Origin of the sequence: Jannaschia sp. W003 (assembly GCF_025144335.1) — a bacterium.
In the GTDB taxonomy this organism is placed as follows: Bacteria; Pseudomonadota; Alphaproteobacteria; order Rhodobacterales; family Rhodobacteraceae; genus Jannaschia.
The window spans coordinates 1,302,812-1,325,213 of the sequence record NZ_CP083539.1 but is presented as its reverse complement, the minus strand read 5'-3'; the positions used below and the strand labels follow the sequence as shown (position 1 = coordinate 1,325,213).

Below are 22,402 nucleotides of genomic sequence, written 5' to 3'. Positions count from 1 at the left end.
CCCCCCCGCCCCGGCACGGTGCCGCCCATGACGCTCCATGACCTGAACCGCCGCGGCGCCGTGCTGCTGGGCTGCGGCAAGATGGGCTCCGCGCTGCTGGCCGGCTGGCTGCGCGCCGGGCTCGATCCCCGCGCGGTGCACGCGATCGAGCCGAACCCCTCGGACTGGCTGCGCGCCACCGGCGTGCACCTAGGCGACGCCCTGCCCGCCAGTCCCGCCGTGACGCTGATCGCCGTGAAGCCGCAGATGATGGGCGCCGCCCTGCCCGCGCTGCAGGACCTGCGCGACACGCTGTTCGTGTCGATCGCCGCCGGCACGCCCCTCGCCGCCTTCGAGCTGGCCTTTCCGGGCGCGCGGGTCGTGCGGGCCATGCCCAACACCCCCGCCGCCGTGGGGGCCGGGATCACCGCGATCGTCGGCAATTCTGCTGCGACGGAGGCGGACCTCTCCTTGGCCGAGACGCTGCTGGGCGCCGTGGGCGAGGTGGTGCGGCTCGACTCCGAGGACCAGATGGACGCGGTGACGGGGCTGTCGGGCTCCGGCCCCGCCTACGTGTTCCACATGATCGAGACGCTGGCCGCCGCGGGCGAGGCCGAGGGGCTGGCACCGGACCTCGCCATGCGGCTCGCCAAGGCCACCGTGGCGGGCGCGGGCCGGCTGGCGATGGAGGCGGACGAGACGCCCGAGCAGCTCCGCCGCAACGTGACCTCGCCGAACGGCACGACTCAGGCGGGGCTGGAGGTGCTGATGGCGGAGCTGCCCGACCTCGCGCGGCGCACCGTGAAGGCCGCCGCCGATCGCTCGCGGGAGCTGCGCGCATGACGATCGAGTACGGCGACTTCCAGCGCGTCGACATCCGCGTTGGCACGGTGACGCGGGCCGAGGCCTACCCCGAGGCGCGCAAGCCGGCGATCAAGCTCTGGATCGACTTCGGCGGCGCGCTGGGCGAGCGGAAGTCCTCGGCACAGCTCACCGCCCACTACGACCCGGAGACGCTCGTGGGCCGGCAGGTGGTGGCGGTGGTGAACTTCCAGCCGCGCCAGATCGGCCGCTTCATGTCCGAGGTGCTGGTGCTGGGCCTGCCCGACGCGGCCGGCGAGGTGGTGCTGCTCCAGCCCGAGCGCGCGGTCCCCGACGGCGGGAGGATGCATTGAAGCTCCTCGTCTCGCGCGCCCTGCCCGACTCGGTGATGCGCGCCGCCGCCGAGCACTTCGAGGTCACCTGCCGCGACACCACGCGGCCCATGGACCTCGCCGAGTGCCGCGCGGCCCTGGACGAATACGACGTGGTGCTTCCCACCCTGGGCGACGCCCTTGGAGCGGACGCCTTCGAAGGGCCGATCCGGGCGCGCGGGTTGGCGAACTTCGGCGTAGGCTACAACCACATCGACGTCGGCGCTGCGAAGGCGGCGGGCCTCGCGGTCACCAACACCCCCGGCGCCGTCACGGATGCGACCGCCGACATCGCCATGACGCTGATCCTGATGACCGCGCGGCGCGCCGGCGAGGGCGAGCGTCTGGTGCGCGCAGGAAACTGGGAGGGCTGGCACCCGGTCCAGATGCTGGGGATGCACCTCGGCGGCAGGGTGCTGGGCGTCGTCGGCATGGGCCGCATCGGTCAGGCCATCGCCCACCGCGCGCGGGCCTTCGGCATGGAGGTCGCCTACTGGAACCGCCGCCCCAAGGCGGTCGAGGGCGCGCGGCAGGTCGACACGGTCGAGGCGCTCTGCGCCGCGTCGGACGTGGTGGTGATGGCCGTCGCCGCCTCGCCCGAGACGCGCGACCTCTTGGGCGCGGAGGCGCTGGCGGCCATGCGGCCCCACGCCATCGTGGTCAACATCGCCCGGGGCGACGTGGTGGACGAGGCGGCGCTGATCGAGGCGCTGGAGGCGGGCCGCATCGCCGGCGCGGGCCTCGACGTCTATGCCCGCGAGCCGCACGTGCCCGAACGCCTGCGCGCGCTGGAGAACGTCGTTCTGCTGCCGCACCTCGGCACCAACGCCCTGGAGGTGCGCGAGGAAATGGGCCGCATGGCCCTCGCCAACGCGCTTGCGATCGCGCAAGGCCGCGAGCCGCCGAACCCCGTCTGAAGGGCCTTGCGCGCGCGCCCCGCCGCGCGCATCTGCGCGGTTCCGGGGTGCCGTGCCGGCGCCCCTCCGGGGGGATCGGGAACCATGAGGACTTCCGCAGTCGTGGCCGTCGCGACCATCGTGGCGGCGTTGTCGTCGGGCGCGACCTTCGCGCTGGTCCGGGGCGTGGGCGCCATGGACATGGGTGGCGCGTCCCACGCGGCGGGCATAGGTGCGGACACCACCGGCGACGCGGACGTGGACTTCGCCCGCGACATGATCGTGCATCACCGCGGCGCGGTGGCGATGGCCGAGGCGCAGCTCGCGGAGGGCGACGACCCGGAGCTGCTCGCCTTCGCGCGGCAGGTCATCCGCGACCAGGGGGCGGAGATCGAGATGCTGGAGACGTGGCTCGGCGCAGCGCCGCGCTGAGGACCCCGTCCGCGCCCCCGCGCGTTGCGCGCCCATGAAGCCTCCCTCTCCCTGCGTCGGCGTCTGCAGCTTCCGCCGCCCCGGCCCCGCCGGGCGGCACTGCATCGCCTGCTCCATGACCAAGGCCCAGCGGCGGCTCTCGAAGCTAGCCAAGAAGCGCGACGCCCGCGTCGGGTTCCTGGCGCTGGTGGTGGCGCAGCAGGCCGCGATGGGCCGCTACGCGCATTGGCGCGAGGCCTACGCGAAGCGCTGCCGCAAGCGCGGGGTGCCGGTGCCGGAGGTCGTGGAGGGCGGGGCGGAGGGAACGCCCCGGACCTGATCCGGGGCCTCCGGTGGCCATCCTCGCGCGTCGCTCCGCGGCGGATGCGCCCGTGGCGGGCGGAGGCCCCGGCGCAGGGCCGGGGCGTGGTCGGCGAACCTAGATCCCGTCCACGCAGACGTACTTCGTCTCCAGGTAGTCCTCGAGACCCTGGCTGCCGCCCTCCTTGCCCAGACCGCTCTCCTTCACGCCGCCGAAGGGGGCCTCGACGGTGGTGATGAGGCCTGAGTTGATGCCGATCATCCCGTATTCCAGCCGCTCGTTCAGGCGGAACGCCCGGCCGAGGTCCTTGGTGTAGGCGTAGCAGGCCAGGCCGAAGGCGGTGGCGTTGGCCAGCTCCACGGCCTCCTCCTCGGTGTCGAAGCGGAACACCGGGGCTAGGGGGCCGAAGATCTCCTCGGTGGCGAACTGCATGGCCTGACTGGCCCCCGTCACCACGGTCGGCTCGAAGAAGGTGCCGCCGCGCTCGTGGCGCTTGCCGCCCGTGACCACCTCGCCGCCGTGCTGTTTGGCGTCCTCGATGAAGCCCTCGACCTTCTCGACCGCGTCCGCGTCGATCATCGGCCCCTGCTCCACGCCGTCGTCGCGCCCGTCGCCCACCTTGAGGGCCTTCGTGCGCTCGACCAACTTCTTCACGAAGCGGTCGTGGATGCCGGACTGCACGAGGATGCGGTTCGCGCAGACGCAGGTCTGGCCGGCGTTGCGGAACTTTGAGACCATTGCGCCCTCGACCGCCGCCTCGAGGTCGGCGTCGTCGAACACGATGAAGGGCGCGTTGCCGCCCAGCTCCATGGACACCTTCTTGACGGTGTCGGCCGAGCCGCGGATCAGCTCCTTGCCGACCTCGGTGGAGCCGGTGAAGGTGATCTTGCGGACCGCGAAGGCGTCCATCATCGCGCCCGCGATCTCGCGCGCCGAGCCCGTCACCACGTTCACCACGCCCGCCGGGTAGCCCGCCTCCTCGGCCAGCGCGCCCCAGGCCAGCCCCGAGTAGGGCGTGGCGGTCGCGGGCTTGGCGACCACGGTGCAGCCCACGGCGAGGGCGGGCGCGATCTTGCGGGCCAGCATCGACGAGGGGAAGTTCCAGGGCGTGATCATGCCCACCACGCCGACGGGGTGCTTGGTCACGAGGATGCGGCGCCCGTTCACGCCGGCGGGCACGATCTCGCCCTTGGCGCGGCGCGCCTCCTCGGCGAACCAGCGCACGTACTGCGCGCCGATGGCGATCTCGCCCTTCGCCTCGGCCAGCGGCTTGCCCATCTCGACGGTCAGCAGCTCGGCGAGCGACGCCTGGTTGTCCATCAGCGCGTCGTGCAGCCGCCACAGGAGGTTGCAGCGCTCCATCAGCGGGGTCTCGCGGAACGAGCGGAACGCCTCGGCGGCGGCGGCGATGGCGCGCTCGGTCTCGGCCCGGCCGCAGGCGGGCACGGTGCCGATGGTCTCGCCCGTGGCCTTGTCGGTCACGTCGATGGTCCTGCCGGAGTCGGCGGCGATCCACTCGCCCGCCACGAGGTTGGCCTGGCGCATCCAGGGGGTGTAGCCGGTGTCGAGCATGGTCAGCCTTTCAGGAAGCGGAAGGTGGAGGTCTGGCGGTAGCGCTCGCCGGGGCGGAGCATTGTGTTCGGGAAACCCTCGTGGTGGATACCGTCGGGCCAGGCCTGCGGCTCCAGCGCGATGCCCGCGTGGGGCGCGTAGCGGCGCCCGCCGAGGCCCGGCACGCGGGTGTCGAGGTTGGCGCCGTCGTAGACCTGCAGCCCCGCCTCGGTGGTGGCGATGCGCATGGCCACATTCGAGGCCTCGGAGCGCAGCTCGGCCACCTCGCGCAGCGGCCCCCGGGCCGAGGCGAGGCAGAGGTTGTGGTCGAGCAGCCCCTCGCGGTCGGGCAAGCCCCGCCCCTCGCGGTAGTCGAAGCGGGTACCCTCCACCGAGGCGACGCCGGTAGGGATCAGGTCGTCGTCCACGGGCACGTAGCGGTCCGCCGCCACTTGCAGGCGGTGGTGGTCGAGGCCGCCGGTATCGTCCAGCACCCAGTAGGAGTGGTGCGCCAGGTTGCACAAGGTGGACGCGTCGCAGGTCGCCTCGTAGTCGACCCGCAGCGTCGCGTTCGCAGTGCAAGCGAAGGTGGCGGCGATCTCGATGCGGCCGGGGAAGCCCATGTGGCCGTCCGCGAGGGTGATCTCGAAGCGGACGACGTTGGCGGCCTTCTCGGCCAGCCGCCAGCGCAGCTTGCCGGTACCCTCGGCGCCGCCGTGCAGCGTGTGGCGGCCCCGGAAGTTGGCGCTCAGCTCGTGCTCGGCGCCGTCCAGCACGAAGCGCGCGCCGCCGATACGATTGGCGCAGCGGCCCGCCGTGGCGCCCATGAACTGCGAGTATTCGGGGTAGTGCGCCGCGTCCTCCAGCCCCAGCACCAAGGGGGCGTCGTGGCCCTCCAGGCGCAGGTCGCGCAGGATCGCTCCCATCTCGAGGAAGCGCGCCGTGAGCCCGTGGCCGGAGATCGTGTGTTCCATGGGCCGAGGCCTAGCGCAGCCGCCGGGCCGCGTCACGGGGGGGCGTTCCGGGGCGTTTCGTGCTAGGATGGCGGGGCGGAGGACGCCATGACCGAGACCGCCACCCGCTTCGCCGGCTCCGTTCCCGAAGTCTACGACCGCATCCTCGGGCCGGTGCTCTTCGAGGGCTTCGCCCGCGACCTCGCCCGCCGGGCCGGGGCGCACCGCTCCGCCCATGCGCTGGAGCTGGCGGCGGGCACCGGCATCCTCAGCCGCCCGCTGCGCGACGCGCTGATCCCCACCGCCTCGCTGGTGGTGACCGACCTGAACCTTCCGATGCTGGAGATCGCCCGGCACCGTTTCCGCCCCACCGAGGCGGTGGCCTTCGAGGTGGCCGACATGACCGCCCTTCCCTTCCCGGACGGCGGCTTCGACCTCGCGGCCTGCCAGTTCGGGCTGATGTTCGCGCCCGATCCGGCCGTGGCGCTTCGCGAGGTGCGCCGGGTGCTCGCCGCGGGGGCGCCGTTCCTGTTCAGCGTCTGGGACGGCTGGGAGCGGAACCGCGTCGGAGAGGTGGCCCACGGGGTCGCCGCCGCGCTCGTGCCGGACGACCCGCCGGGCTTCTACCGGGTGCCCTTCCGGCTGGGCGACCGGGACGCCGTGCGCCGCGCGCTCGCGGCGGCGGGGATCGAGGAGGCGGAGCCCGAGCGCCTCGAGCGGCGCGAGCGGATCGACCCGGACGTGTTCGGGCACGGCCTCGTCTTCGGCAACCCATTGGCCGACGAGCTGCGCGAGCGCGGCGCCGACCCGGACGCCGCGGCCGCGGCGATGGCGGACGCCCTGCGGCGGGCCTTCGGCACCCCCGCCGCGCTCGACCTCTCCGTGACCCTCTGGCGCTGCCGGATGCCGGGCTAGCCCACCAGCGCGTCCTCGCGCAGGAACCGCCGCAGCCCGTCCCCCAGGGCGTCCCAGTCGGTGAACTCCCACTCGCCCACGCCGGGGTCGAAGCCGCGATCGCGCAGCACCACGAAGCGCACGATCTGGCGGGCGTAGAAGTCGTAGCGGCTGTTGCGCACGGCCCCGGGCACGAGCATCCGCGCGTCGGGCCGCAGCCCCGTGCGCGAGCACATCTCCTCGGCGTAGGCCTCGGCATCCTCGATGCCTTCCGGGAACGCGGCGCTGAGGCTGACCGACAGCAGCATCGTGCGCCGCTCGGCCAGCGCCGCGCGGTTGGCGCACAGGAACACCTCGAAGCTCTTGGGGTGGCGCCGCTCGTGCACGGAGCCGGCGAGGATCACGCGGTCGACCCCGGCGAAGTCCATGGGGCCGGGGCGTCCCCCCAGATCGACGCGTCGCACCGCGCGCCCCTCCCCCTGCACCACCTCCTCCGCGAAGCGGGCGATCTTCCCTGTCTGCCCCTCCACGGTCGCGAACGCGATGAGCACCGACATGGCCATCTCCTCCGGCTGGTCCGGCGCGAGGATCGCACGGGACCGGCGGGGGCGGCCTTGCGCTGGATCAATTGCGCGGCGTCACCAGCCCAGCGCGCCCGCCACCGCGCGCGCGATCATCTCGGAGACGCGGGCGTTGGCCTCGCGCGTCACGCCCGCGATGTGGGGCGTGAGCACGAGGTTGGGGCAGCCCGCGAAGGGGTGCGAGGGGCCCAGCGGCTCGTGCTCGAAGCAGTCGAGCGCGGCGCCCCCCAGCGTGCCGGCGCGCAGGGCGCCTGCCACGGCCGCCTCGTCCACCACGCCCCCGCGCGCGGCGTTGACGAGCACGGCGTCGTCCTTCATCGACCCGATCGCCTCCGCCCCGATCAGCCCCCGGGTCTCGTCCGTCAGCGGCACGTGGACCGACACCACGTCCGACCCGGCCAGCAGCGCGTCCAGGGTCACGGTGCGCATGGCCCCCCAGTCGCGGCAGTGCGGATCGTGGGCGACGACCTCGAACCCGAAGGGCCGGGCCAGCCGCTCCACCTCGCGGGCGATTGCGCCGTAGCCGACCAGCCCCAGGGTCTTGCCCGCTACCTCGCGGCCCCGTCCCGCCTCGGCGCGGGGCCAGTCGCCCGCCTCCATCTCAGGGCGCATGGCGTAGGCGCCGCGCAGGAGCATCGCCGCCGTGGTCACCACGTACTCCGCGACCGCGAGCGTGTTGGCCCCCGTCGCGGGGATCACGCGGATGCCCCGCGCCTCGCAGCCCGCCACGTCGATGTTGTCGAGCCCCACCCCGAGGCGCCCGACTACGGCGATGCCTGCGTCCAGCACGTCGCCCCGCACCTGCGTGCGGTTGCGCACGATCAGCGCGCGCGCCGCGCGGGCGGCGACGGCGAGGTCCGCGGGGCGGTCCGCAAGCTCGGGCGCCACCCGCACCTCGCCGCGTGCGCGCAGCCACGCGATCCAGTCCTCGTCCATGAACTCGGTGACAAGGATCATGGCCCCTTCCCCCGCAGGTCCACGGGCATCCCCGTGCGCGCCGATTCCTCGGCCGCCTCGCCCATCAGCACCGACCAGAAGCCGTCGAGGATGCCCACCTCGGGGGCGTCCGCGCTGCCACGCACCAGGCGCAGGAACCGCTCGTGCTGGAAGTAGGTCGAGCCGTGGTGGTCGCCGGCATGGAGCAGCTCGGGCGGCGTGTGGACCGTCTCGGTGGTCTCGCCCGAGCGGTCGCGGGGGGCGTGCGAAAACTCCGCCTCGACGGCCTCGCCGGCGGGGTGGAAGCGGGCCGGGCCGGGGATGCGTGCCTCGATGCGGGCGCGCTCCCCGGTGACGGTCAGGATCTCCTGCCAGCGCGCCCCTTCCGCGAACATGCACAGGTCCAGCATGGCCCGCGCGCCGTTCTCGAAGTCCACCACGGCGTAGGCGTTGTCGGCCATCTCGCCGCCCAGCGCGGCGCCCGCCGAGCAGAACACCCGCACGGGGTCGGCGCCGAGGATCAGGCGCATGAGGTCGAAGTGGTGGCAGCACTTCTCGACCAGCGTGCCGCCGGTGCGCGCGTTTGTGCGGTTCCAGTCGTCCACCTTGTCGAGGAACGGGTAGCGGTGCTCGCGGATCGCCACCATGCGCGGCGTGCCCACCGCGTCCAGCGCGCCCAGCAGGCGCTGCACGGGCGGCATGTAGCGGTACTCCATCGCCACCCAGATCGGCGCGCGGCGGCCGCGGGCGAGGCGGATCAGGTCGCGGCAGTCGCGCGACGTGGTCGCCAGCGGCTTCTCGACCAGGATCGGCTTGTCGGTCGCCATGAGCCCGCGCAGCAATTCGGCGTGCAGGTCGTTGGGCGCGGCCACGAGGTAGGCGTCGACCTCGGCGTCCCGCAAGAGGTCGCCCGCCGAAAGGAAGCCCCGGGCCGACTGCGCGGTCGCTAGGGCGAGGCCGCGCATCCCCTCGTCGGGGTCGGCCACCGCGGTCACGGCCGCGTCTCCCAGCAGGGCAACATTGCGGATGTGCTCCTGCCCCATCATGCCGCCGCCGATAAGCCCGTAGCGCATCATCGGCCCAGCTCCAGCACGGGGATGCCGAGGTGCGCGGCCACGCCGCGCAGGGCGGGCGCGTGGTCGCCGTAGGCGAGGGCCAGGTGGTGCTCCAGCCCGGAGGCCATCACGTCCGCGAGGACGTCGGCGGCAGGCGCGTCGAAGCGCACCGTGCCGGAGGTGCCGGTGAAGGCCATCGGCGCCGCCACCACCTCGCCGGTCGCGATCACCGCCTGGGGCGTCCCGCGCGCCTGGCTCAGGCGGAACAGGGTCACGCGACCGGGCCGCAGGGCGAACTCGTAGAGGAGGGCCTGCCGGCGGTTCGTGTGCACCGTGGCCGCCGGCTCGCCCGCGGCCATGGAGCGGGGCGCCTGCCCGCAGTGCCAGACCACGCCGGTCTCGCCGTCCATGTCCACGAGGTCGGCCAGGAACACGGGCGCGTCGGCCACGTCCCCGAGGATGCCTTGGGTCACGGCGCCGTACACGTCGGCCTCGCAGGCGCAGGGCACGCGCGCCTCGCCCAGCATCGAGACGCCGCCGCAGACCGCGCCGCCGTACTCGGTGAACGTCTCGGGCCAGCAGCGGATCGCGACCGCGTCGAGCCCCCGCTCCTTGCGGATCGCATCGAGCGCGGCGGCCAGGCGCACCGAGCGGTCCAGCTCGCCCCGGTCCAGCGCCTCGACGCCGCGCAGCGTGCCGGCCTCGGCGGCGTAGGGGGCGACCGCGGTGTCGGGCATGGCGCGGGCGCGCTCGAACAGCTCGGGCAGCGCCATCTCGTCGACCTCGGCGCCGGCGAGGGCGCGCAGGGCATCCGCGTCGTAGCGACAGGTGTCGAAGCCCGCGGGGTGCTCGCCGATGCGGCCGATGCGCAAGGCGCGCACGGCGACCGGCTCGGCCTCCATGGGGACGCCTCGTCGCGGCTCGGGGAGCGGGCCGGCCATCAGGGCATCGAGGTCGGTGTCCGCGCCGTAGCCCCACGCGAAGGGCACGTCCCGCAGGCCCAGCGCGTGGCCCAGCAGGTTGAGCCCGCAGAAGGCGTTGAGCCGCAGCCGCCCGCCCGCGCGCGGCTCGCGCGCGGCCCAGACCGCGACGCGGCCCCCGAACCCTTCCGCGGCGCGCGCGGCGAAGGCGGCGTCGGTGAAGGTGACTTGGAGGATCAGGAGCACGTCGGCGCCCGTGGCGGCCTCCAGCGCGGCGGCGTCCGCCTCCATCAGCAGGCGGCGGGGGCCGGCGAGCGCGTGCCCCCCGGCGGCGGCCCAGGCGTCGAGGCGCGCCAGCATCGCCGCCAAGGCCTCCTCGGCATAGGCGACGTCGAAGGTGGGCCGCGCGAGCGGCAGGACGGCGACCTTCATGGCGCTCCCATCTCGCGCGCGGTGGGCCAGTGGTCCCAGCCCCCGCGGCGCGTGCATTTCAAGGCTGCCGCACGATTGGCGAAGGCGGAGGCCCCCGCAAGCCCTTCCCCCCGGGCAAGGGCGAGCGCGAACGCCCCGTGCCACAGGTCGCCGGCCCCGAGTGTGTCCACGGCGCGCACCTCCGGCGCGGGCACGTGCGGCCCGCCGTGCCAGCGCACCCCGTCGGGGCCGTCGGTGTAGGCGACCCGGCCCGGCAGGCGCGCCGCGGCGGCGTCCAGCGCGTCTCGGAGGTCGTCGCACCCCGCGAAGTCCCGCAGGCCGGGCGCCGAGAACACCACGTGGGTGGCGAGGCGGGCCAGCGCCTCGGGCACGAAGCGCTCGCCGTCGATCACCGCCAGAAGGCCCCGCGCCTTCGCCTCGCGCAGCGCGGCCTCGGCGGCGGTCTCCCAGCGGCAGTCGGTCAGCAGGGCGTCGAAGGGGGGCAGCGGGGGCACCGTCTCGGGCAAGGCGTCGCCCGGATAGTTCACGATCATCCGCTCGCCCGCCGCGTCGATCATGATCGAGGAGAGCGGCTGGCGCCCGCCCCGCGCCGCCACGAGGCGCACCCGGCCCTCCAACATCGCCGCCAGTTCTTCCCCGGCCCCGTCATCACCCAGCCGCGTGAGCAACGTGACGTCGCCCCCGAGGCGGGCCGCGCCCACGGCGGCCGAGGCGCCGCAGCCGCCGCCGATGCGCTCGAAGGCGTGGGAACGGAACTTGGCGCCCCCCTCGGGCAGCGCGTCCACGTGGTGCACGTAGTCCAGCACGGCGAGGCCGGCGACGAGGAGGCGGGCCATGCTCAGTCCACCGGCAGCCCGGAGGGCACCGCCTCGGGCCGTCCCAGCCGTCCGTGCCGGCTCGCGCCCCCGGTGAGGGCGTGGAGGAACGCCACGAGGTCGGCCACGTCCCCGTCCGACAGCGCCACGGGTGCGATGTCGATCCTGCTCGCCACGCGCGCCATCTCGCGTGCGTCCGAGCGGATCACGAAGTCGGTGGCGGCGAGCCAGGGCGCGTCCGGCAGGCGCGCCATCTCCGGCTCCCACGCCCCGAACGCCGCCACCGGGTCGGCGTGGTGGCGCACGATGCCCTCGAGCGTTGGATACGCCCCGTTGTGGCCGTAGGGCGCGGTCAGGGCGACGTTGCGCAAGGAGGGCGTGCGGAAGCGGTAGGCGTCCTCGAGCGCGTCGGTCTCGGCCATGCGGCCCGTGTCGCGCGGGAGGGGGTCGAAGCGGCGCGTGCGCCCCGGCCCGAAGGGCGGCAGGGCCAGGGCGTGGAAGCTGTGGTCGGTGAAGAGCGGCCCCGCGTGGCAGGTCGCGCAGCCCGCGTCCCCGAAGAAGAGGGCGCGCCCCCGCGCCTCGGCCGCCGTGGGCTCCGCCTCGCCCCGCGCCCAGAGGTCGTAAGGAGCGTCCAGCGAGCGCCACTCCGAGCCCATGAAATCCGCCAGCGCGATGGCGACGTGGGCGATGGTGACCTCCGCTGCCGCGTCCACGTCCTCGAAGGCCTCCACGAACAGCGCCCCGTATTCCGGGATCGTCCGCACCCGCTTCGCCAGGATCGGCCAGGCGTAGTCCACGCGATCGTACACCGCCCCCGCCACCGGGTTCTCGCCGGGCGATCCGGCCATCTCGAACTGCGCCACCATCGGGAACAGGGCCTGCACGGCGAGGATGTGCGGCAGGCCCTCGGGCAGCCACTCCTCGGCAGGGGTGTCGTAGCCGACCTCGTAGTGGGGCGAGACGCTGACCCGCCCGTCGTGGAAGAAGTGCGTGAACTCGGTGGCGCCGATGTTCCACAGGGCGGGCGCGTGGCGCGGCACGCGCTTGGCAATGGCCTCCCCGCCCTCGCCCGCGTGGCGCATCGCCCCGAGGCCGCGCCCGCCCTCGCCGATGCCCAAACTCAGGCCGTCCGCCGAGAAGGTCTCGTGGTGGTGGCAGGTGCCGCAGGAGATGTTGCGGTTGCCCGACAGCACGGGGTCGTAGAACAGGAGGCGCCCCAGCGCGGCCTTCCTCTCGTCGAACGGATGGAACGCGACCTCTTGCGCCCCGGCCGCGGGTGCGGCGAGCATGAGGGCGAGGAGGACGACGTGCGACGACATGCTGCGATCTTGGGCACGCTGGTGCTGCTGTCCACCCCCGCCGGCGCCGACATCGAGGCGGCGCGCGACCTGATGGACGCGCAGAGGTTCGAGGAGGCCTACGATGCCCTCTGGCCCGCCGCCCGCTCCGGCAACGCCGACGCCGAGGAGCTGATCGGCGTGATGTACGCCCTCGGGCTGGGCCGCGAGAAGGACCCGGTTCGCGCCTTCGAGTGGTACCTGCGCTCGGCCATGAAGGGCCATCCCGGCGCGCAGTCGGGGGTGGGCTGGTACTACGAGGTGGGGCTGGGGATGCCCGCCCCCGACCTCGTGCGCGCCTACTTGTGGTACGTGCTCTCGGCCATCGGGGGCGACCCGGACGCCGCGATCAGCCAGGAGGAGGTGGCGAAGAAAATGACTCCCGAGCAGATCGCCCACGCACTGGAGCTGGTGGCCGACTACAAGGTGTGGATGTACCCGTTCCGGTGACGCGGCTCGCGCCGGTCGCGGGCGAGGCGGCGGCCCTGTGTGGCACGCCCCCGCGCCTGCGCATCCGCTTCGGCGGCGCCGCCTGGACGGCCCCCGGCGCGGTACTGGAGGGGCTGTGGCAGGCGGGCGACGTGCTGCTCGCCGCCACCACCGACGACGTGCCGCACGAGGAGGCGCTCCACTTCGCGCTGCTCGGCCCGCCCGGCCCCGAGATGGAGCACGTCACGCTTGTGGCCCCCTACGCCACCGGCACGTTCCGGCCCGGGGGGATCGAAGGCACGGCGCTGTGGTTCCGCTTCTTCGACACGCCGCCGTGGCGGCTGGAGGTGCTGGTCCGGCCCGCCCGCACCTGCCGGTCTTCGGCGATCCGATGGGGGTCGCGCGGCGGTTCGCGCTCCGGACGCGGTTGAAGGTGCGGGGGGCGCGACGGGTGTAGGGGGGCGGGTTCCTCGCTCCAATCCCTGGCCTACTCCCTTTCGCTCCAAGCCTCCGCCACCGCCCCCCCGATCACGTCGGGCTTGCAGCGGTGCACGAAGACCTGGACCGGGGCTTCCACGGGCTGCTCCTCGGACCAGCGGATCTGGATCAGGGCCGGGTGTCTCCGCTGCCAGAACGCCGGGGCGATTCCCTCGTCGCGCAGGAAGCGGTCCACCACCACCTGGTCGCCGTGGATGCGGTTCGGGGCGTCGGGGCAGGACGCGCGGTCCATCCAGTGGGCGGGATTTCGGGCGAAGCGCCGGTAGAGCGCGCCCATCGCCGCACCGTCGAAGCGCATCACGGCCGTGGAGACCCGGCCCTCGAAGGTCTGGTCCTCCATCGCCACGAGGTCGCCGCCCTCGGCCAGCGCCGCCGCCTCGTCCACCAGCACCGTGTCGAGGTCGAGGAGGAGGACAGGCCCGTCCGCCAACCCGGGCCGGAACGCCTCCATCTTGGCCCACCAGCCCGGCCAGTCGTGGCGCAAGGCTGCGGTCTCGCAGCCCTCGATCGGGCCCTCGTGGTCGGTGAGACACACGACGCGCTCCACCCCCGGCACCCGCCGGCGCAGGCCGCGCGCGAGACGCTCGGCCCAGAGGGGGCGGTAGCGCCCGCCCGAGCGCAGGACGCAGACGGCCGTCGTCATCCGGCCTTGGCCCGCTCCAGCGGCGCGGGGTCGTGGAGGCGGATGCGCCCCGCGCGGGCGCGGCGGGCGACCCAGGCGCGCTCGCGGTCCCAGGCGTGGCCGCCCCAGCCGGTGAAGCCGAAGCCGTAGAGCGCGAAGCGCACGTCGCCGTCGGTCACCGCGTCGTACCAGTAGAGCCCCAGCAGCCCCGTGCTGGGCCAGAACGCTGCGTCGCCCGAGGGCCCCAGCGCGGCGAGGTCGCGGATCGCGCGGCGGCGCAGGACGTCGGGCATGGTGCGCACGGGGCGCCCCCGCAGCCGGGCGCGGGCGTCGTGCTCGTAGTTGACCCCGTCGCGCGCGCAGGGCGACGCGCCGCGCGCGGCGAGGAGGCCCGAGCCGGCGCGCACCGCCGCGACGGGCAGCGAGATGCGCCGGGCCGCGGCCACGGGGCGGGAGCGCCAGAAGGCGGGGTCGTGCAGCCACTCGCGCATCTGCCCGCCGCAGTTCACGAGGAACAGGTCGTCGATCCGGCATCCCGTGGCGCCGCCGAACCCCCGCGTCTTGTTGAACCGCACCACCCGGTCCGCCCGGTCCACCTCCCGGCTCACGTCCCCCTCCAGGGGGGCGTTGCCCACGAACGCTATCTCCCGCACCGTCACCTCGTCGTCGCCGTTGTCTCCGTTGCGGGGGGAGGTAGGGGAACCGCCCGGCGCCTCAATGATTCGAACGCTACGGGATGTCGGGAGTCTTCAAGACGCGGAAGGGGCGGCCCCGGCGGACCGCCCCCTCCCCCGTCGCAATGGGCGCGGGCCCTACTGCATGTCCATCTCGCGCCGGGCGTTCACCGACTCCTCGGCGGTGGCGATGGCCGCGCGGAAGTTCCCCAGCATCTCCTCGCCGCCGTCCACGTTCTGCGCGAACCAGTCGTAGACGGGCGCCGCGGCGTCCTGGAACGCCTGCTTCTGCTCGGGGGTCGGCACGTAGAGGTCGCCGCCGCCGGCCACGAACTCCTCGTAGGCCTCGATCGACTTGCGCTTCGGGCTCGCGAAGGTGGCCTGCTGGAGCGCCGCGAAGCCGTCCACGATCACGCGCTGCATCTCGGGGTCCATGGCCTTGAACTTCTCGTTGTTCATGACCCAGATCGCCGCCATGTAGGCATGCCCGTCGAGGGTGACGTACTGAAGCCCCGCGTCGGGGAACTTCATGCCCATGATGTCGGTGATGCCGTTCTTGGAGCCTTCCACCACGCCGGTCTCGAACGAGGTGAACAGCTCCGGCCACGGGATCGGCGTGGGCGAGGCGCCGAGGGCCCTCACCAGCTCCTGCGGCAGGTCGGCCACCACGGTGCGGATCTTGAGGCCGGCGAGGTCGCCCGGCTCCTCGACCCGGCGGACGGTGTTGGCGAAGTTGCGCCAGCCGCCCGTGTTGCCGATGGTCATGATGCGGATCGCGTCCCCGGAATCCTCCAGCGCCTTGGCACGCATCTGCGCCGTCAGCTCGGTGTTCGTCAGCACCTCCTCGGCGATGCGGTCGTCGGCCATGAGGTAGGGCAGGTCGAAGATCTGTACGTAGGGAAAGATGCCCGCCGCGCCGCCGGAGGTGGTCACGAAGATGTCGATCGAGCCGTCGGCGACCCCTTGCAGGCATTCGGCCCCGTTCGAGCAGAGCTGGGTGCCGATGAACAGCTCCACGGTGATCGCGCCGTTGGAGGCGTTCTCGACGTAGTTCTTGAACACCACGAGGCCGTCGTAGTCCTCGTCGTTCTCGTTGGAGTTGGCGGTGGCGCGCAGGTTGATGGCGTGGGCGTCGGCCCAGGCCATGCCCGGAAGCGCCACGGCGGCGCCGAGCGCCAGCGCCCGGATGGTCGAAGTAAGGTTCATTGTCTTCCTCCCTGTCGTGGTCACTGAACAAATCCCAAAAGCCGCGGCATCGCCAGCGATATGGCCGGAACGTAGGTGATCAGCCCGATCACGAAGACCTCGACGGCCAGGAAGGGCAGGATCGCGCGGGCGATGGTCTCGACCCGCTCGCCCGAGACGCTCGAGGCGACGAACAGCACCAGCCCCATGGGCGGCGTGGCCAGCCCCACGGTCAGGTTCACGGACATGATGATCGCGAAGTGGACGGGGTGGACGCCCATCTCCAGGAAGATGGGGCCGAGGATCGGGCCGAGGATGATGATCGCTGGGCCGGCATCGAGGAACATGCCGACGATGAACAGGAGGATGTTGATCAGCAGCAAGAGGACCAGCGGGTTGTCCGACAGCGTCAGGATGAAGGCGGCCAGCGCCTCGGGCGCGTGGCTCAGCGCCACCACGGTTTTGAAGCTGAGGGCCGCGCCCACGAGCAGCAGCACCACCGAGGACGCGATGGCCGAGCGCAGGAGCACGTCCGGCAAGTCGCGCCACGTCATGGAGCGCAGCAGGAACAGCGAGACCACGGCCGCATAGGCAACCGCCACGGCGCTCGCCTCGGTGGGGGTGAACACGCCGCCGAGGATGCCGCCGAGGATGATGACGGGGGTGAGCAGCGGGAAGAACGCCTTGAGCGACGCCTGCCCCCGCTCGGGCCAGGTCGCCTTGCGCTTCAGGGGCGGGAAGTCCGGCGCGCGCCGCGCGATCACGTTGGTCACGATCATCAGCCCGAGGCCCACCAGCACGCCCGGCACGATGCCGGCGAGGAAGAGGGCGGCGACCGACTCCTCCATCACGTAGGCGTAGATGATCATGATGCCCGAGGGCGGGATGATCGGACCGATGACCGAGGACGCGGCGGTGACGGCGGCGGCGAACTTGCGGGTGTAGCCCTCGCGCTCCATGGCCGGGATCAGCATCGAGCCGAGCGCGGAGGTGTCCGCCACGGCCGAGCCCGAGAGCCCCGCGAACAGCATGGAGCTGAGGATGTTCACCTGCGCCAGCCCCGCCCGGAAGTGGCCCACGCAGGCCTGGGAGAACTCCACCAATCTCGAGGTGATGCCGCCGCGGTTCATCATCTCGCCGGCCAGCATGAAGAACGGGATGGCCATCAGCGGAAAGCTGTCCATGCCGTTGTAGAGGTTGCGGTAGAGCAGCACGAAGTCGCTGCCGTCGCCGTTCAGCGCCAGCATCAGGCCCGGCGCGGCCAGCAGCGCGAAGAACACCGGCAGGCCGAGCAGCAGGAGGACGAGGAACAGGGGCAGGAACCAGACCAGCACCTATTCGGCTCCCGCCGCCAGGGGGTCGGCCTGGGCGATCTCGGGCAACGCCGTATCGGGGCGCAGCAGCAGCACGAGCTGGCGCACGATCAACTCCACCGTGACCGACAGCAGTAGCGCCACGCCGACGAGCAGCGAGGCCATCATCCACGAGCGGGGCATCTTCGCCCAGCCCTCCAGCGTGGGGTAGTAGAGCGACGAGGACTTGAACCGCCCCGAGAAGCCCGTGACCTCGGCCCAGCCGATCCGCACGGAGACCAGCAGCACCAGGAACGCCAGCGCCAGCAGCACCAGCGTCAGCACGCCGCCCGCCACGCGGGGCAAGGCGAGCTGGATCGTGTCGATCGCCACGAAGCCCCCCCGCCGCCAGGCGGTGGGCGCCACCACGCCGGTCATCCAGAGCATCAGGAACCGGGCCGCCTCCTCGGGCCAGGGCAGCGGGTTGTCGAGGCCGTAGCGCCAGAACACCTGCACGAGGATGGCCACCACCATCAGCGCCATGGCGAGGATGCCGACCCAGCGGCCCACGGCGAGCACCGGCCCGTGCACCGCCGCCAGCAGCCGCGCGATTCCCGTCAATGCGCCCAAGGCATCCCCCCGTTCCCGGCGGAGGGTGCGCGGGCGGGGGGCCGTGCGTCAACAGCCATCACGGCGCGCACGCCCCCTAGCGGATGCGCGCCTCCGTGCCAGCGTCGAACGCCATGGCCCGCGCCGCGTCCACGTTGATGCCGACGCGCGCGCCCTCCTCGGAGCGGATGTCGCCGCGCTCCTCGACCACCAGCTTCTCGCCGGTGTCCGCCGTGAGGTAGGCGTAGCTGACCCCGCCCAGCGCCTCGGTCAGATCCACGGTGTGGGTGTCGCCCGCGGGGTCGATCCCGAGGTGCTCGGGCCGCAGCCCCAGCAGCACCTCGGTGCCGTCGGGGGGCATCGTCACGGGCGGCGCCACGGTGCCCCGCAGGCTGGGCACCTCGATCGCGCCACCCGCGACCCGCCCCGCGAGGAAGTTCATGGCCGGCGAGCCGATGAAGCCCGCCACGAAGCGGTTGTCGGGGTCGCGGTAGAGGTCGAGCGGCGCGCCCACCTGCTCGATCCGCCCCGCCCGCAGCACCACGATCTTGTCGGCCAGCGTCATCGCCTCGACCTGGTCGTGGGTGACGTAGATCATCGTCGCGCCGATCTCCTTGTGCAGGCGCGCGATCTCGACCCGCATCTCCACCCGCAGCTCGGCGTCGAGGTTCGAGAGCGGCTCGTCGAACAGGAACACCTCGGGCCCGCGCACGATGGCGCGCCCGATAGCGACGCGCTGGCGCTGGCCGCCCGACAGGGCCGCGGGCTTGCGCTTCAGGTAGTCGTCCAGCTTCAGGATGCGGCTGGCCTCGGCGACCTTGGACTGGATCTCGGCCTTGGGGTGGCCGTTCATCTTCAGCCCGAACCCCATGTTCTCGCCCACCGTCATGTGCGGGTAGAGCGCGTAGGTCTGGAACACCATCGCCACGCCCCGCTCGGCCGGATCCATGCGGGTCACGTCGCGGGCGCCGATGTGGATGGCGCCGTCCGAGGTCTCCTCGAGCCCTGCGATCATGCGCAGGAGCGTGGACTTGCCGCAGCCCGAGGGGCCAACGAAGACGCAGAACTCGCCGTCCTGGATCGCCAAGTCCACGCCGTGGATCACCTGCACCTCGCCGTAGCGCTTGACCACCCGCTCCAGTGTGACGCCCGTCATTCCCGATCCTCCCGTTGGTCGGGAAAGCGCCATGCGCGCAGCTCCCCGGCTATGCTGTCCACCGCCCGGCGCAGGGCGGGCAGGTGCGCCCGCAGCCCCACCAGCGCCGCCCGTCCCCCGTGCGCAGTCACCGACACCGCTCCGCGCACCCGCCCCTCGGGCGAGAGCACCGGCAGCGCCACGCAGACGATGCCGGGCTCGTGCTCCTCGCGGTCCTCGGCGTGGCCCGCGCGGCGGATCGCCTCCAGCTCGGCGCGCATGGCCCCCTCGGACGTGATCGTGGCGGGGGTGTGGGCGTACCAGGACTGCTGCCCCAGCACCGCCTCGAGCCGCTCCTCCGCCAGCCAGGCCATCATCGCCTTGCCCACGCCCGTGCAGTGCGCCGGCCCCACCTTGCCGGCGGCCGAGAACATCTCCACGGGGCGCGCGGCGTTCCGCTTGTCGACGTAGAGCACCGAGCCGCCGTCGAGCTGCGCGAGGTGCACCGTCTCGCCCACCGCCTCGCTCAGGGAATCCAGATGAGGCCGCGCCACGGGCGCGAGGCTCGACTGGTCCCAGGCCGCGTGGGCCATGCGGACCAGCCGCAGGCCCGGCGCGTAGGCGTTGGTCTCGGGGTCGTGGCGCAGCATCCGCTGGCGCGCGAGCGTCTGCACCAGCCGGTAGAGCGTGGCCTTGGGGTAGGGGCTGCCGTCCAGGAGCTCGGCGAAGCGCACGGGCCGCCCGAAGGCCGCCACGCGCTCGAGCACGTCGAGCGCCTTGCCCACCGTGCCCTCCGCGCTGCCCTCGCCCCTCTGCACGTTCACGCGCGCCTCCCCGCTGAGATCGCGGTCCCCGAGGGCGCCGCGGCTGTTGACAGGTTAGGCCGAGACAAGGCATGATTTCAACATAAGAAACTAGGTCTCACAATGTGGAACGTACTGCTCGGGAGTGGAGCGGGCCACGGCGGGACCGCCCTCAGGGATTCCAGGGAGGACTCCATGCGTTCCATTCTCACGGCGCTCGCCGCCACCACCGCGCTGGCCGGCGCCGCCCATGCCGACGCCCACGCGCCCGCGCTGTCGGGCACGCTGCGCATTGTCTCGGACATGTCGAACCCCGCGCCCCGCGCGGTGATGGAGGAGCTGGCCTCCGGCTTCGACGAGATGCATCCCGACCTCACGGTCGAGCTGGAGGTGGTCGACCGCGAGGCGTGGAAGACCCAGATCCGCAACACGCTCAGCGCCAACCCGCCCGACGTGGTGAACTGGTACGCCGCCAACCGCATGGGGCCTTACGTCGAGGCCGGCCTCTTCGCCGACGTCTCCGACCTCTGGCAGGAGGAGGAGCTGCAGGACCTGCAGGCCGTGAAGGGCGCGATGACCATCGACGACAAGCAGTGGGGCGTGCCCTACACCTACTACCAGTGGGGCATCTACTACCGCGAGGACATCTTCGACGAGCTGGGCCTCGAGGAGCCGGCGACCTTCGAGGAGGAGAAGGCCAACTGCCAGAAGATCCTCGACGCCGGCAAGAAGTGCTACGCCATTGGCACCAAGTTCCTTTGGACCGCCGGTGGCTGGTTCGACTACCTCAACATGCGCACCAACGGCTTCGACTACCACATGCGGCTCGCCAACGGCGAGATCCCGTGGACCGACGAGGGCGTGGCCCAGACCTTCGCCAACTGGCGCGAGCTGATCGACATGGGCGCCTTCATCGACGACCATCAGTCCTACAGCTGGCAGGAGGCGCTGAAGTTCTTCACCGACGGCGAGGCCACGGCCTACCTGATCGGCAACTTCGCGGTGGCGCCGATGCGTGACGCAGGCCTCACGGACGAGCAGATCGACTTCTACCAGTTCCCGGCCATCAACCCGGACGTCGAGATGGGCGAGGACGCCCCCACCGACACGTTCCACATCGCGGCGGGCGCCCAGAACATGGACGCGGCCAAGGCCTTCCTGAAGTACGTGGTCTCGCCCGATGTCCAGACCGACATTAACTCGGGCGAGAAGCTCGGGCAGCTTCCCGTCAACGCCAAGTCCTCGGTGGATGCCGACGAGTTCCTGGAGCAGGGCTTCGAGATGCTGCAGAACAACGCCACCGGCGGCGTCGCGCAGTTCTTCGACCGCGACTTCCCGGCCGAGATGGCCTCCGTGGGCATGGAAGGCCTGCAGGAGTTCATGGTGTTCCCCGACAACCTCGAGGACATCATCGCGCGCCTCGAGGAGGCCCGCCAGCGCATCTACGAATGAAGACCGTCTGACGACCCGGACCCCGCCGCCCCGCGCGGCGGGGTCCGCCACCCCCGGCCCACCGGCAAGGCCCCCGCCTTCCCCGTGCGCCGCACCCGCCGGCCCGGAGGCCCCCCCATGACCAACGTCGCCCCCGCCGTCCCCGACCGCCACCCGCCCCTCGGCGGCGGCCCCCGCCGCGGCTGGTACCGGCGCAACGAGATCGCGGTGACGCCGTGGCTGTTCCTCTTGCCGGGCCTCCTGTTCTTCGCGGTCTACGTCATTATCCCGATCTTCCAGTCGTTCCAGATCTCGCTTTACGAGTGGAACGGCCTCGGCGACCTGTCGGAGACCGGCGAGTACGTCGGGCTGGCCAACTACGAGCGCCTGCTGGGCGGCGACCGCAAGTTCGAGACCTCGTTCTGGAACAACGTCCGCTGGCTGGTGCTCTACCTCCTCGCCATCCCCGCAGGCCTCTTCATCGCGCTCTTCCTCAACCAGACCGTGGCGGGCATCCGGGTCTACAAGTCGCTGTTCTTCTTCCCCTTCGTGCTCTCCCAGGTCGTGGTGGGCCTCGTGTTCTCGTGGTTCTACCTGCCGCGCGAGGGCCTCCTGAACGCGATCCTCGCAGTATTCGGCGCCGGCCCCGTCAACATCCTGGGCGATCCCGATCTCGCCACCTACGGCATCATCGCCGCGGGCCTGTGGCCCCAGACCGCCTACTGCATGATCCTCTACCTCACGGGCCTGAACGCCGTGGACCCCGAGCAGGTCGAGGCCGCGCGCCTAGATGGGGCCAAAGGCTGGAAGATGCTCTGGTACGTGATCCTGCCGCAGCTGCGCCCCGCCACCTTCATCGCCTTCGTGGTCACCATCATCGGCGCGCTGCGGTCCTTCGACTTCATCGCCGTGATGACCAACGGCGGCCCCTTCGGCTCCACGAGGGTCCTCAGCTTCTACATGTTCGAGGAGGCCCTCTCCGAGTTCGGCTTCCGCATGGGCTACGGCTCGGCCATCGCGGTCGTCCTCTTCATGCTGATGCTCGTCTTCATCACCTACTTCCTCTGGCAGATGTGGAGCGACGAGCGGGCGGCGCGGCGATGACACGGGCAGAGATCAACGCGCTCTGCGCCGCCCGGCCGGGGGCCACGCTCCACCACAGCTTCGGCCCCGGCCACGACGTCTGGAAGGTGGGCGACAAGATGTTCGCGGTGATGGGCGCCGCGGACGACGGCATCTCGCTCAAGACGGGCGGCCCCGACACGGCGGCCATGCTGATCGACGCCGGCGTGGGCGAGCGGGCCCCCTACCTCCACGCCTCATGGGTCCGCCTGCCCCCCGGCAGCGACGACGGCGAGATCGCCCACCGCGTCCGGTCCTCCTACGCCCTGATCCGCGCCACGCTCACGAAGAAGGCGCAGGCCGCCCTGCCCCGCGAGGACGCCTGAG

At 72.5% G+C, this 22,402-nt stretch carries 26 protein-coding genes; 11 read left to right on the top strand and 15 right to left on the bottom strand.

Translation table 11 applies throughout. The annotated features are described in order from the left end of the window. Positions 1–27 precede the first annotated feature (27 nt). The 5 genes from proC (at position 28) to K3554_RS06365 (ending at position 2,819) form a co-directional block, all read left to right on the top strand. Positions 28–822 carry a pyrroline-5-carboxylate reductase gene (proC, locus tag K3554_RS06385; protein WP_259945059.1) on the top strand — a complete coding sequence of 265 codons (795 nt, stop codon included), beginning with the start codon at positions 28–30 and terminating at the stop codon, positions 820–822. Further along, positions 819–1,154 (top strand): tRNA-binding protein, encoded by a 336-nt coding sequence (locus tag K3554_RS06380; protein ID WP_259945057.1) that lies wholly within the window; start codon positions 819–821, stop codon positions 1,152–1,154. Before proC ends, K3554_RS06380 begins: the two co-directional genes overlap by 4 nt. Continuing rightward, positions 1,151–2,089 carry a D-glycerate dehydrogenase gene (locus K3554_RS06375; RefSeq protein WP_259945055.1) on the top strand — a complete coding sequence of 313 codons (939 nt, stop codon included), beginning with the start codon at positions 1,151–1,153 and terminating at the stop codon, positions 2,087–2,089. Before K3554_RS06380 ends, K3554_RS06375 begins: the two co-directional genes overlap by 4 nt. Before the next feature lie 84 nt (positions 2,090–2,173). Further along, positions 2,174–2,500 (top strand): DUF305 domain-containing protein, encoded by a 327-nt coding sequence (locus tag K3554_RS06370; RefSeq protein ID WP_259945053.1) that lies wholly within the window; start codon positions 2,174–2,176, stop codon positions 2,498–2,500. Positions 2,501–2,534: 34 nt separating this feature from the next. Further along, positions 2,535–2,819: a DUF1289 domain-containing protein gene (locus tag K3554_RS06365; protein WP_259945051.1), complete on the top strand. Its 285-nt coding sequence runs from the start codon at positions 2,535–2,537 to the stop codon at positions 2,817–2,819. Positions 2,820–2,918: 99 nt separating this feature from the next. On the opposite strand, the gene K3554_RS06360 is transcribed toward K3554_RS06365, so the two are convergent. Both K3554_RS06360 and K3554_RS06355 read right to left on the bottom strand, forming a co-directional pair. Further along, positions 2,919–4,373 (bottom strand): NAD-dependent succinate-semialdehyde dehydrogenase, encoded by a 1,455-nt coding sequence (locus tag K3554_RS06360; RefSeq protein WP_311200380.1) that lies wholly within the window; start codon positions 4,371–4,373, stop codon positions 2,919–2,921. A 2-nt stretch (positions 4,374–4,375) separates the two neighbouring features. Beyond that, positions 4,376–5,326, bottom strand: a complete 951-nt coding sequence (locus tag K3554_RS06355; RefSeq protein ID WP_259945049.1) for an aldose epimerase family protein — start codon at positions 5,324–5,326, stop codon at positions 4,376–4,378. 87 nt (positions 5,327–5,413) lie between these two features. Here K3554_RS06355 and K3554_RS06350 point away from each other — a divergent pair, with 87 nt between their 5' ends. Next, entirely contained in the window at positions 5,414–6,220 is an 807-nt protein-coding gene (locus K3554_RS06350) for a class I SAM-dependent methyltransferase (protein ID WP_259945047.1), read from the top strand. Here K3554_RS06350 and K3554_RS06345 read toward each other — a convergent pair. From K3554_RS06345 to K3554_RS06320, 6 genes are all read right to left on the bottom strand, one after another. Further along, on the bottom strand, positions 6,217–6,756 hold the full coding sequence (locus K3554_RS06345) for a flavodoxin domain-containing protein (RefSeq protein ID WP_259945045.1): 540 nt from the start codon (positions 6,754–6,756) through the stop codon (positions 6,217–6,219). The genes K3554_RS06350 and K3554_RS06345 overlap by 4 nt on opposite strands. Before the next feature lie 81 nt (positions 6,757–6,837). After that, complete coding sequence (locus tag K3554_RS06340) at positions 6,838–7,737, bottom strand: hydroxyacid dehydrogenase (RefSeq protein WP_259945043.1); 900 nt, start codon at positions 7,735–7,737, stop codon at positions 6,838–6,840. Continuing rightward, positions 7,734–8,792 (bottom strand): Gfo/Idh/MocA family protein, encoded by a 1,059-nt coding sequence (locus K3554_RS06335; protein WP_259945042.1) that lies wholly within the window; start codon positions 8,790–8,792, stop codon positions 7,734–7,736. The genes K3554_RS06340 and K3554_RS06335 overlap by 4 nt, the downstream gene beginning before the upstream one ends. Then, the gene (locus K3554_RS06330; RefSeq protein ID WP_259945040.1) at positions 8,789–10,123 is read right to left on the bottom strand and encodes a hypothetical protein; all 1,335 of its coding nucleotides are present in this window, start codon (positions 10,121–10,123) and stop codon (positions 8,789–8,791) included. The genes K3554_RS06335 and K3554_RS06330 overlap by 4 nt, the downstream gene beginning before the upstream one ends. Then, complete coding sequence (locus K3554_RS06325; protein ID WP_259945037.1) at positions 10,120–10,959, bottom strand: PfkB family carbohydrate kinase; 840 nt, start codon at positions 10,957–10,959, stop codon at positions 10,120–10,122. The genes K3554_RS06330 and K3554_RS06325 overlap by 4 nt, the downstream gene beginning before the upstream one ends. A 2-nt stretch (positions 10,960–10,961) precedes the next feature. After that, positions 10,962–12,257, bottom strand: coding sequence for a cytochrome-c peroxidase (locus tag K3554_RS06320; protein ID WP_259945035.1), 1,296 nt, complete (start codon positions 12,255–12,257; stop codon positions 10,962–10,964). Between the two features lie 72 nt (positions 12,258–12,329). Between K3554_RS06320 and K3554_RS06315 the strand changes: the two genes are divergently transcribed. Both K3554_RS06315 and K3554_RS06310 read left to right on the top strand, forming a co-directional pair. Continuing rightward, positions 12,330–12,725, top strand: coding sequence for a tetratricopeptide repeat protein (locus tag K3554_RS06315; RefSeq protein ID WP_311200392.1), 396 nt, complete (start codon positions 12,330–12,332; stop codon positions 12,723–12,725). Next, positions 12,722–13,135 (top strand): hypothetical protein, encoded by a 414-nt coding sequence (locus K3554_RS06310; protein ID WP_259945030.1) that lies wholly within the window; start codon positions 12,722–12,724, stop codon positions 13,133–13,135. The genes K3554_RS06315 and K3554_RS06310 overlap by 4 nt, the downstream gene beginning before the upstream one ends. Positions 13,136–13,191: 56 nt before the next feature. Here K3554_RS06310 and K3554_RS06305 read toward each other — a convergent pair whose 3' ends face one another. The 7 genes from K3554_RS06305 to K3554_RS06275 all read right to left on the bottom strand — a co-directional run bounded on the left by K3554_RS06305 (position 13,192) and on the right by K3554_RS06275 (position 19,543). Further along, the gene (locus K3554_RS06305) at positions 13,192–13,845 is read right to left on the bottom strand and encodes a hypothetical protein (protein ID WP_259945027.1); all 654 of its coding nucleotides are present in this window, start codon (positions 13,843–13,845) and stop codon (positions 13,192–13,194) included. Further along, complete coding sequence (locus K3554_RS06300; RefSeq protein WP_259945024.1) at positions 13,842–14,459, bottom strand: hypothetical protein; 618 nt, start codon at positions 14,457–14,459, stop codon at positions 13,842–13,844. The genes K3554_RS06305 and K3554_RS06300 overlap by 4 nt, the downstream gene beginning before the upstream one ends. Positions 14,460–14,636: 177 nt before the next feature. Further along, complete coding sequence (dctP, locus tag K3554_RS06295) at positions 14,637–15,644, bottom strand: TRAP transporter substrate-binding protein DctP (protein ID WP_259945807.1); 1,008 nt, start codon at positions 15,642–15,644, stop codon at positions 14,637–14,639. An 80-nt stretch (positions 15,645–15,724) separates the two neighbouring features. Then, positions 15,725–17,017: a TRAP transporter large permease gene (locus K3554_RS06290; RefSeq protein WP_259945022.1), complete on the bottom strand. Its 1,293-nt coding sequence runs from the start codon at positions 17,015–17,017 to the stop codon at positions 15,725–15,727. Next, on the bottom strand, positions 17,018–17,596 hold the full coding sequence (locus tag K3554_RS06285; RefSeq protein WP_259945021.1) for a TRAP transporter small permease: 579 nt from the start codon (positions 17,594–17,596) through the stop codon (positions 17,018–17,020). An 85-nt stretch (positions 17,597–17,681) separates the two neighbouring features. Continuing rightward, a complete protein-coding gene (locus tag K3554_RS06280) occupies positions 17,682–18,740 on the bottom strand; it encodes an ABC transporter ATP-binding protein (RefSeq protein WP_259945018.1) in 1,059 nt (352 codons plus the stop codon). After that, entirely contained in the window at positions 18,737–19,543 is an 807-nt protein-coding gene (locus K3554_RS06275) for an IclR family transcriptional regulator (protein ID WP_259945014.1), read from the bottom strand. Before K3554_RS06275 ends, K3554_RS06280 begins: the two co-directional genes overlap by 4 nt. A 174-nt stretch (positions 19,544–19,717) precedes the next feature. Here K3554_RS06275 and K3554_RS06270 point away from each other — a divergent pair, with 174 nt between their 5' ends. The 3 genes from K3554_RS06270 (at position 19,718) to K3554_RS06260 (ending at position 22,401) form a co-directional block, all read left to right on the top strand. Further along, the gene (locus tag K3554_RS06270; RefSeq protein ID WP_259945011.1) at positions 19,718–20,974 is read left to right on the top strand and encodes an ABC transporter substrate-binding protein; all 1,257 of its coding nucleotides are present in this window, start codon (positions 19,718–19,720) and stop codon (positions 20,972–20,974) included. A gap of 117 nt (positions 20,975–21,091) precedes the next feature. Continuing rightward, the gene (locus tag K3554_RS06265; protein WP_259945008.1) at positions 21,092–22,057 is read left to right on the top strand and encodes a carbohydrate ABC transporter permease; all 966 of its coding nucleotides are present in this window, start codon (positions 21,092–21,094) and stop codon (positions 22,055–22,057) included. Then, on the top strand, positions 22,054–22,401 hold the full coding sequence (locus K3554_RS06260) for an MmcQ/YjbR family DNA-binding protein (RefSeq protein ID WP_259945006.1): 348 nt from the start codon (positions 22,054–22,056) through the stop codon (positions 22,399–22,401). The genes K3554_RS06265 and K3554_RS06260 overlap by 4 nt, the downstream gene beginning before the upstream one ends. Position 22,402: the final 1 nt, after the last annotated feature.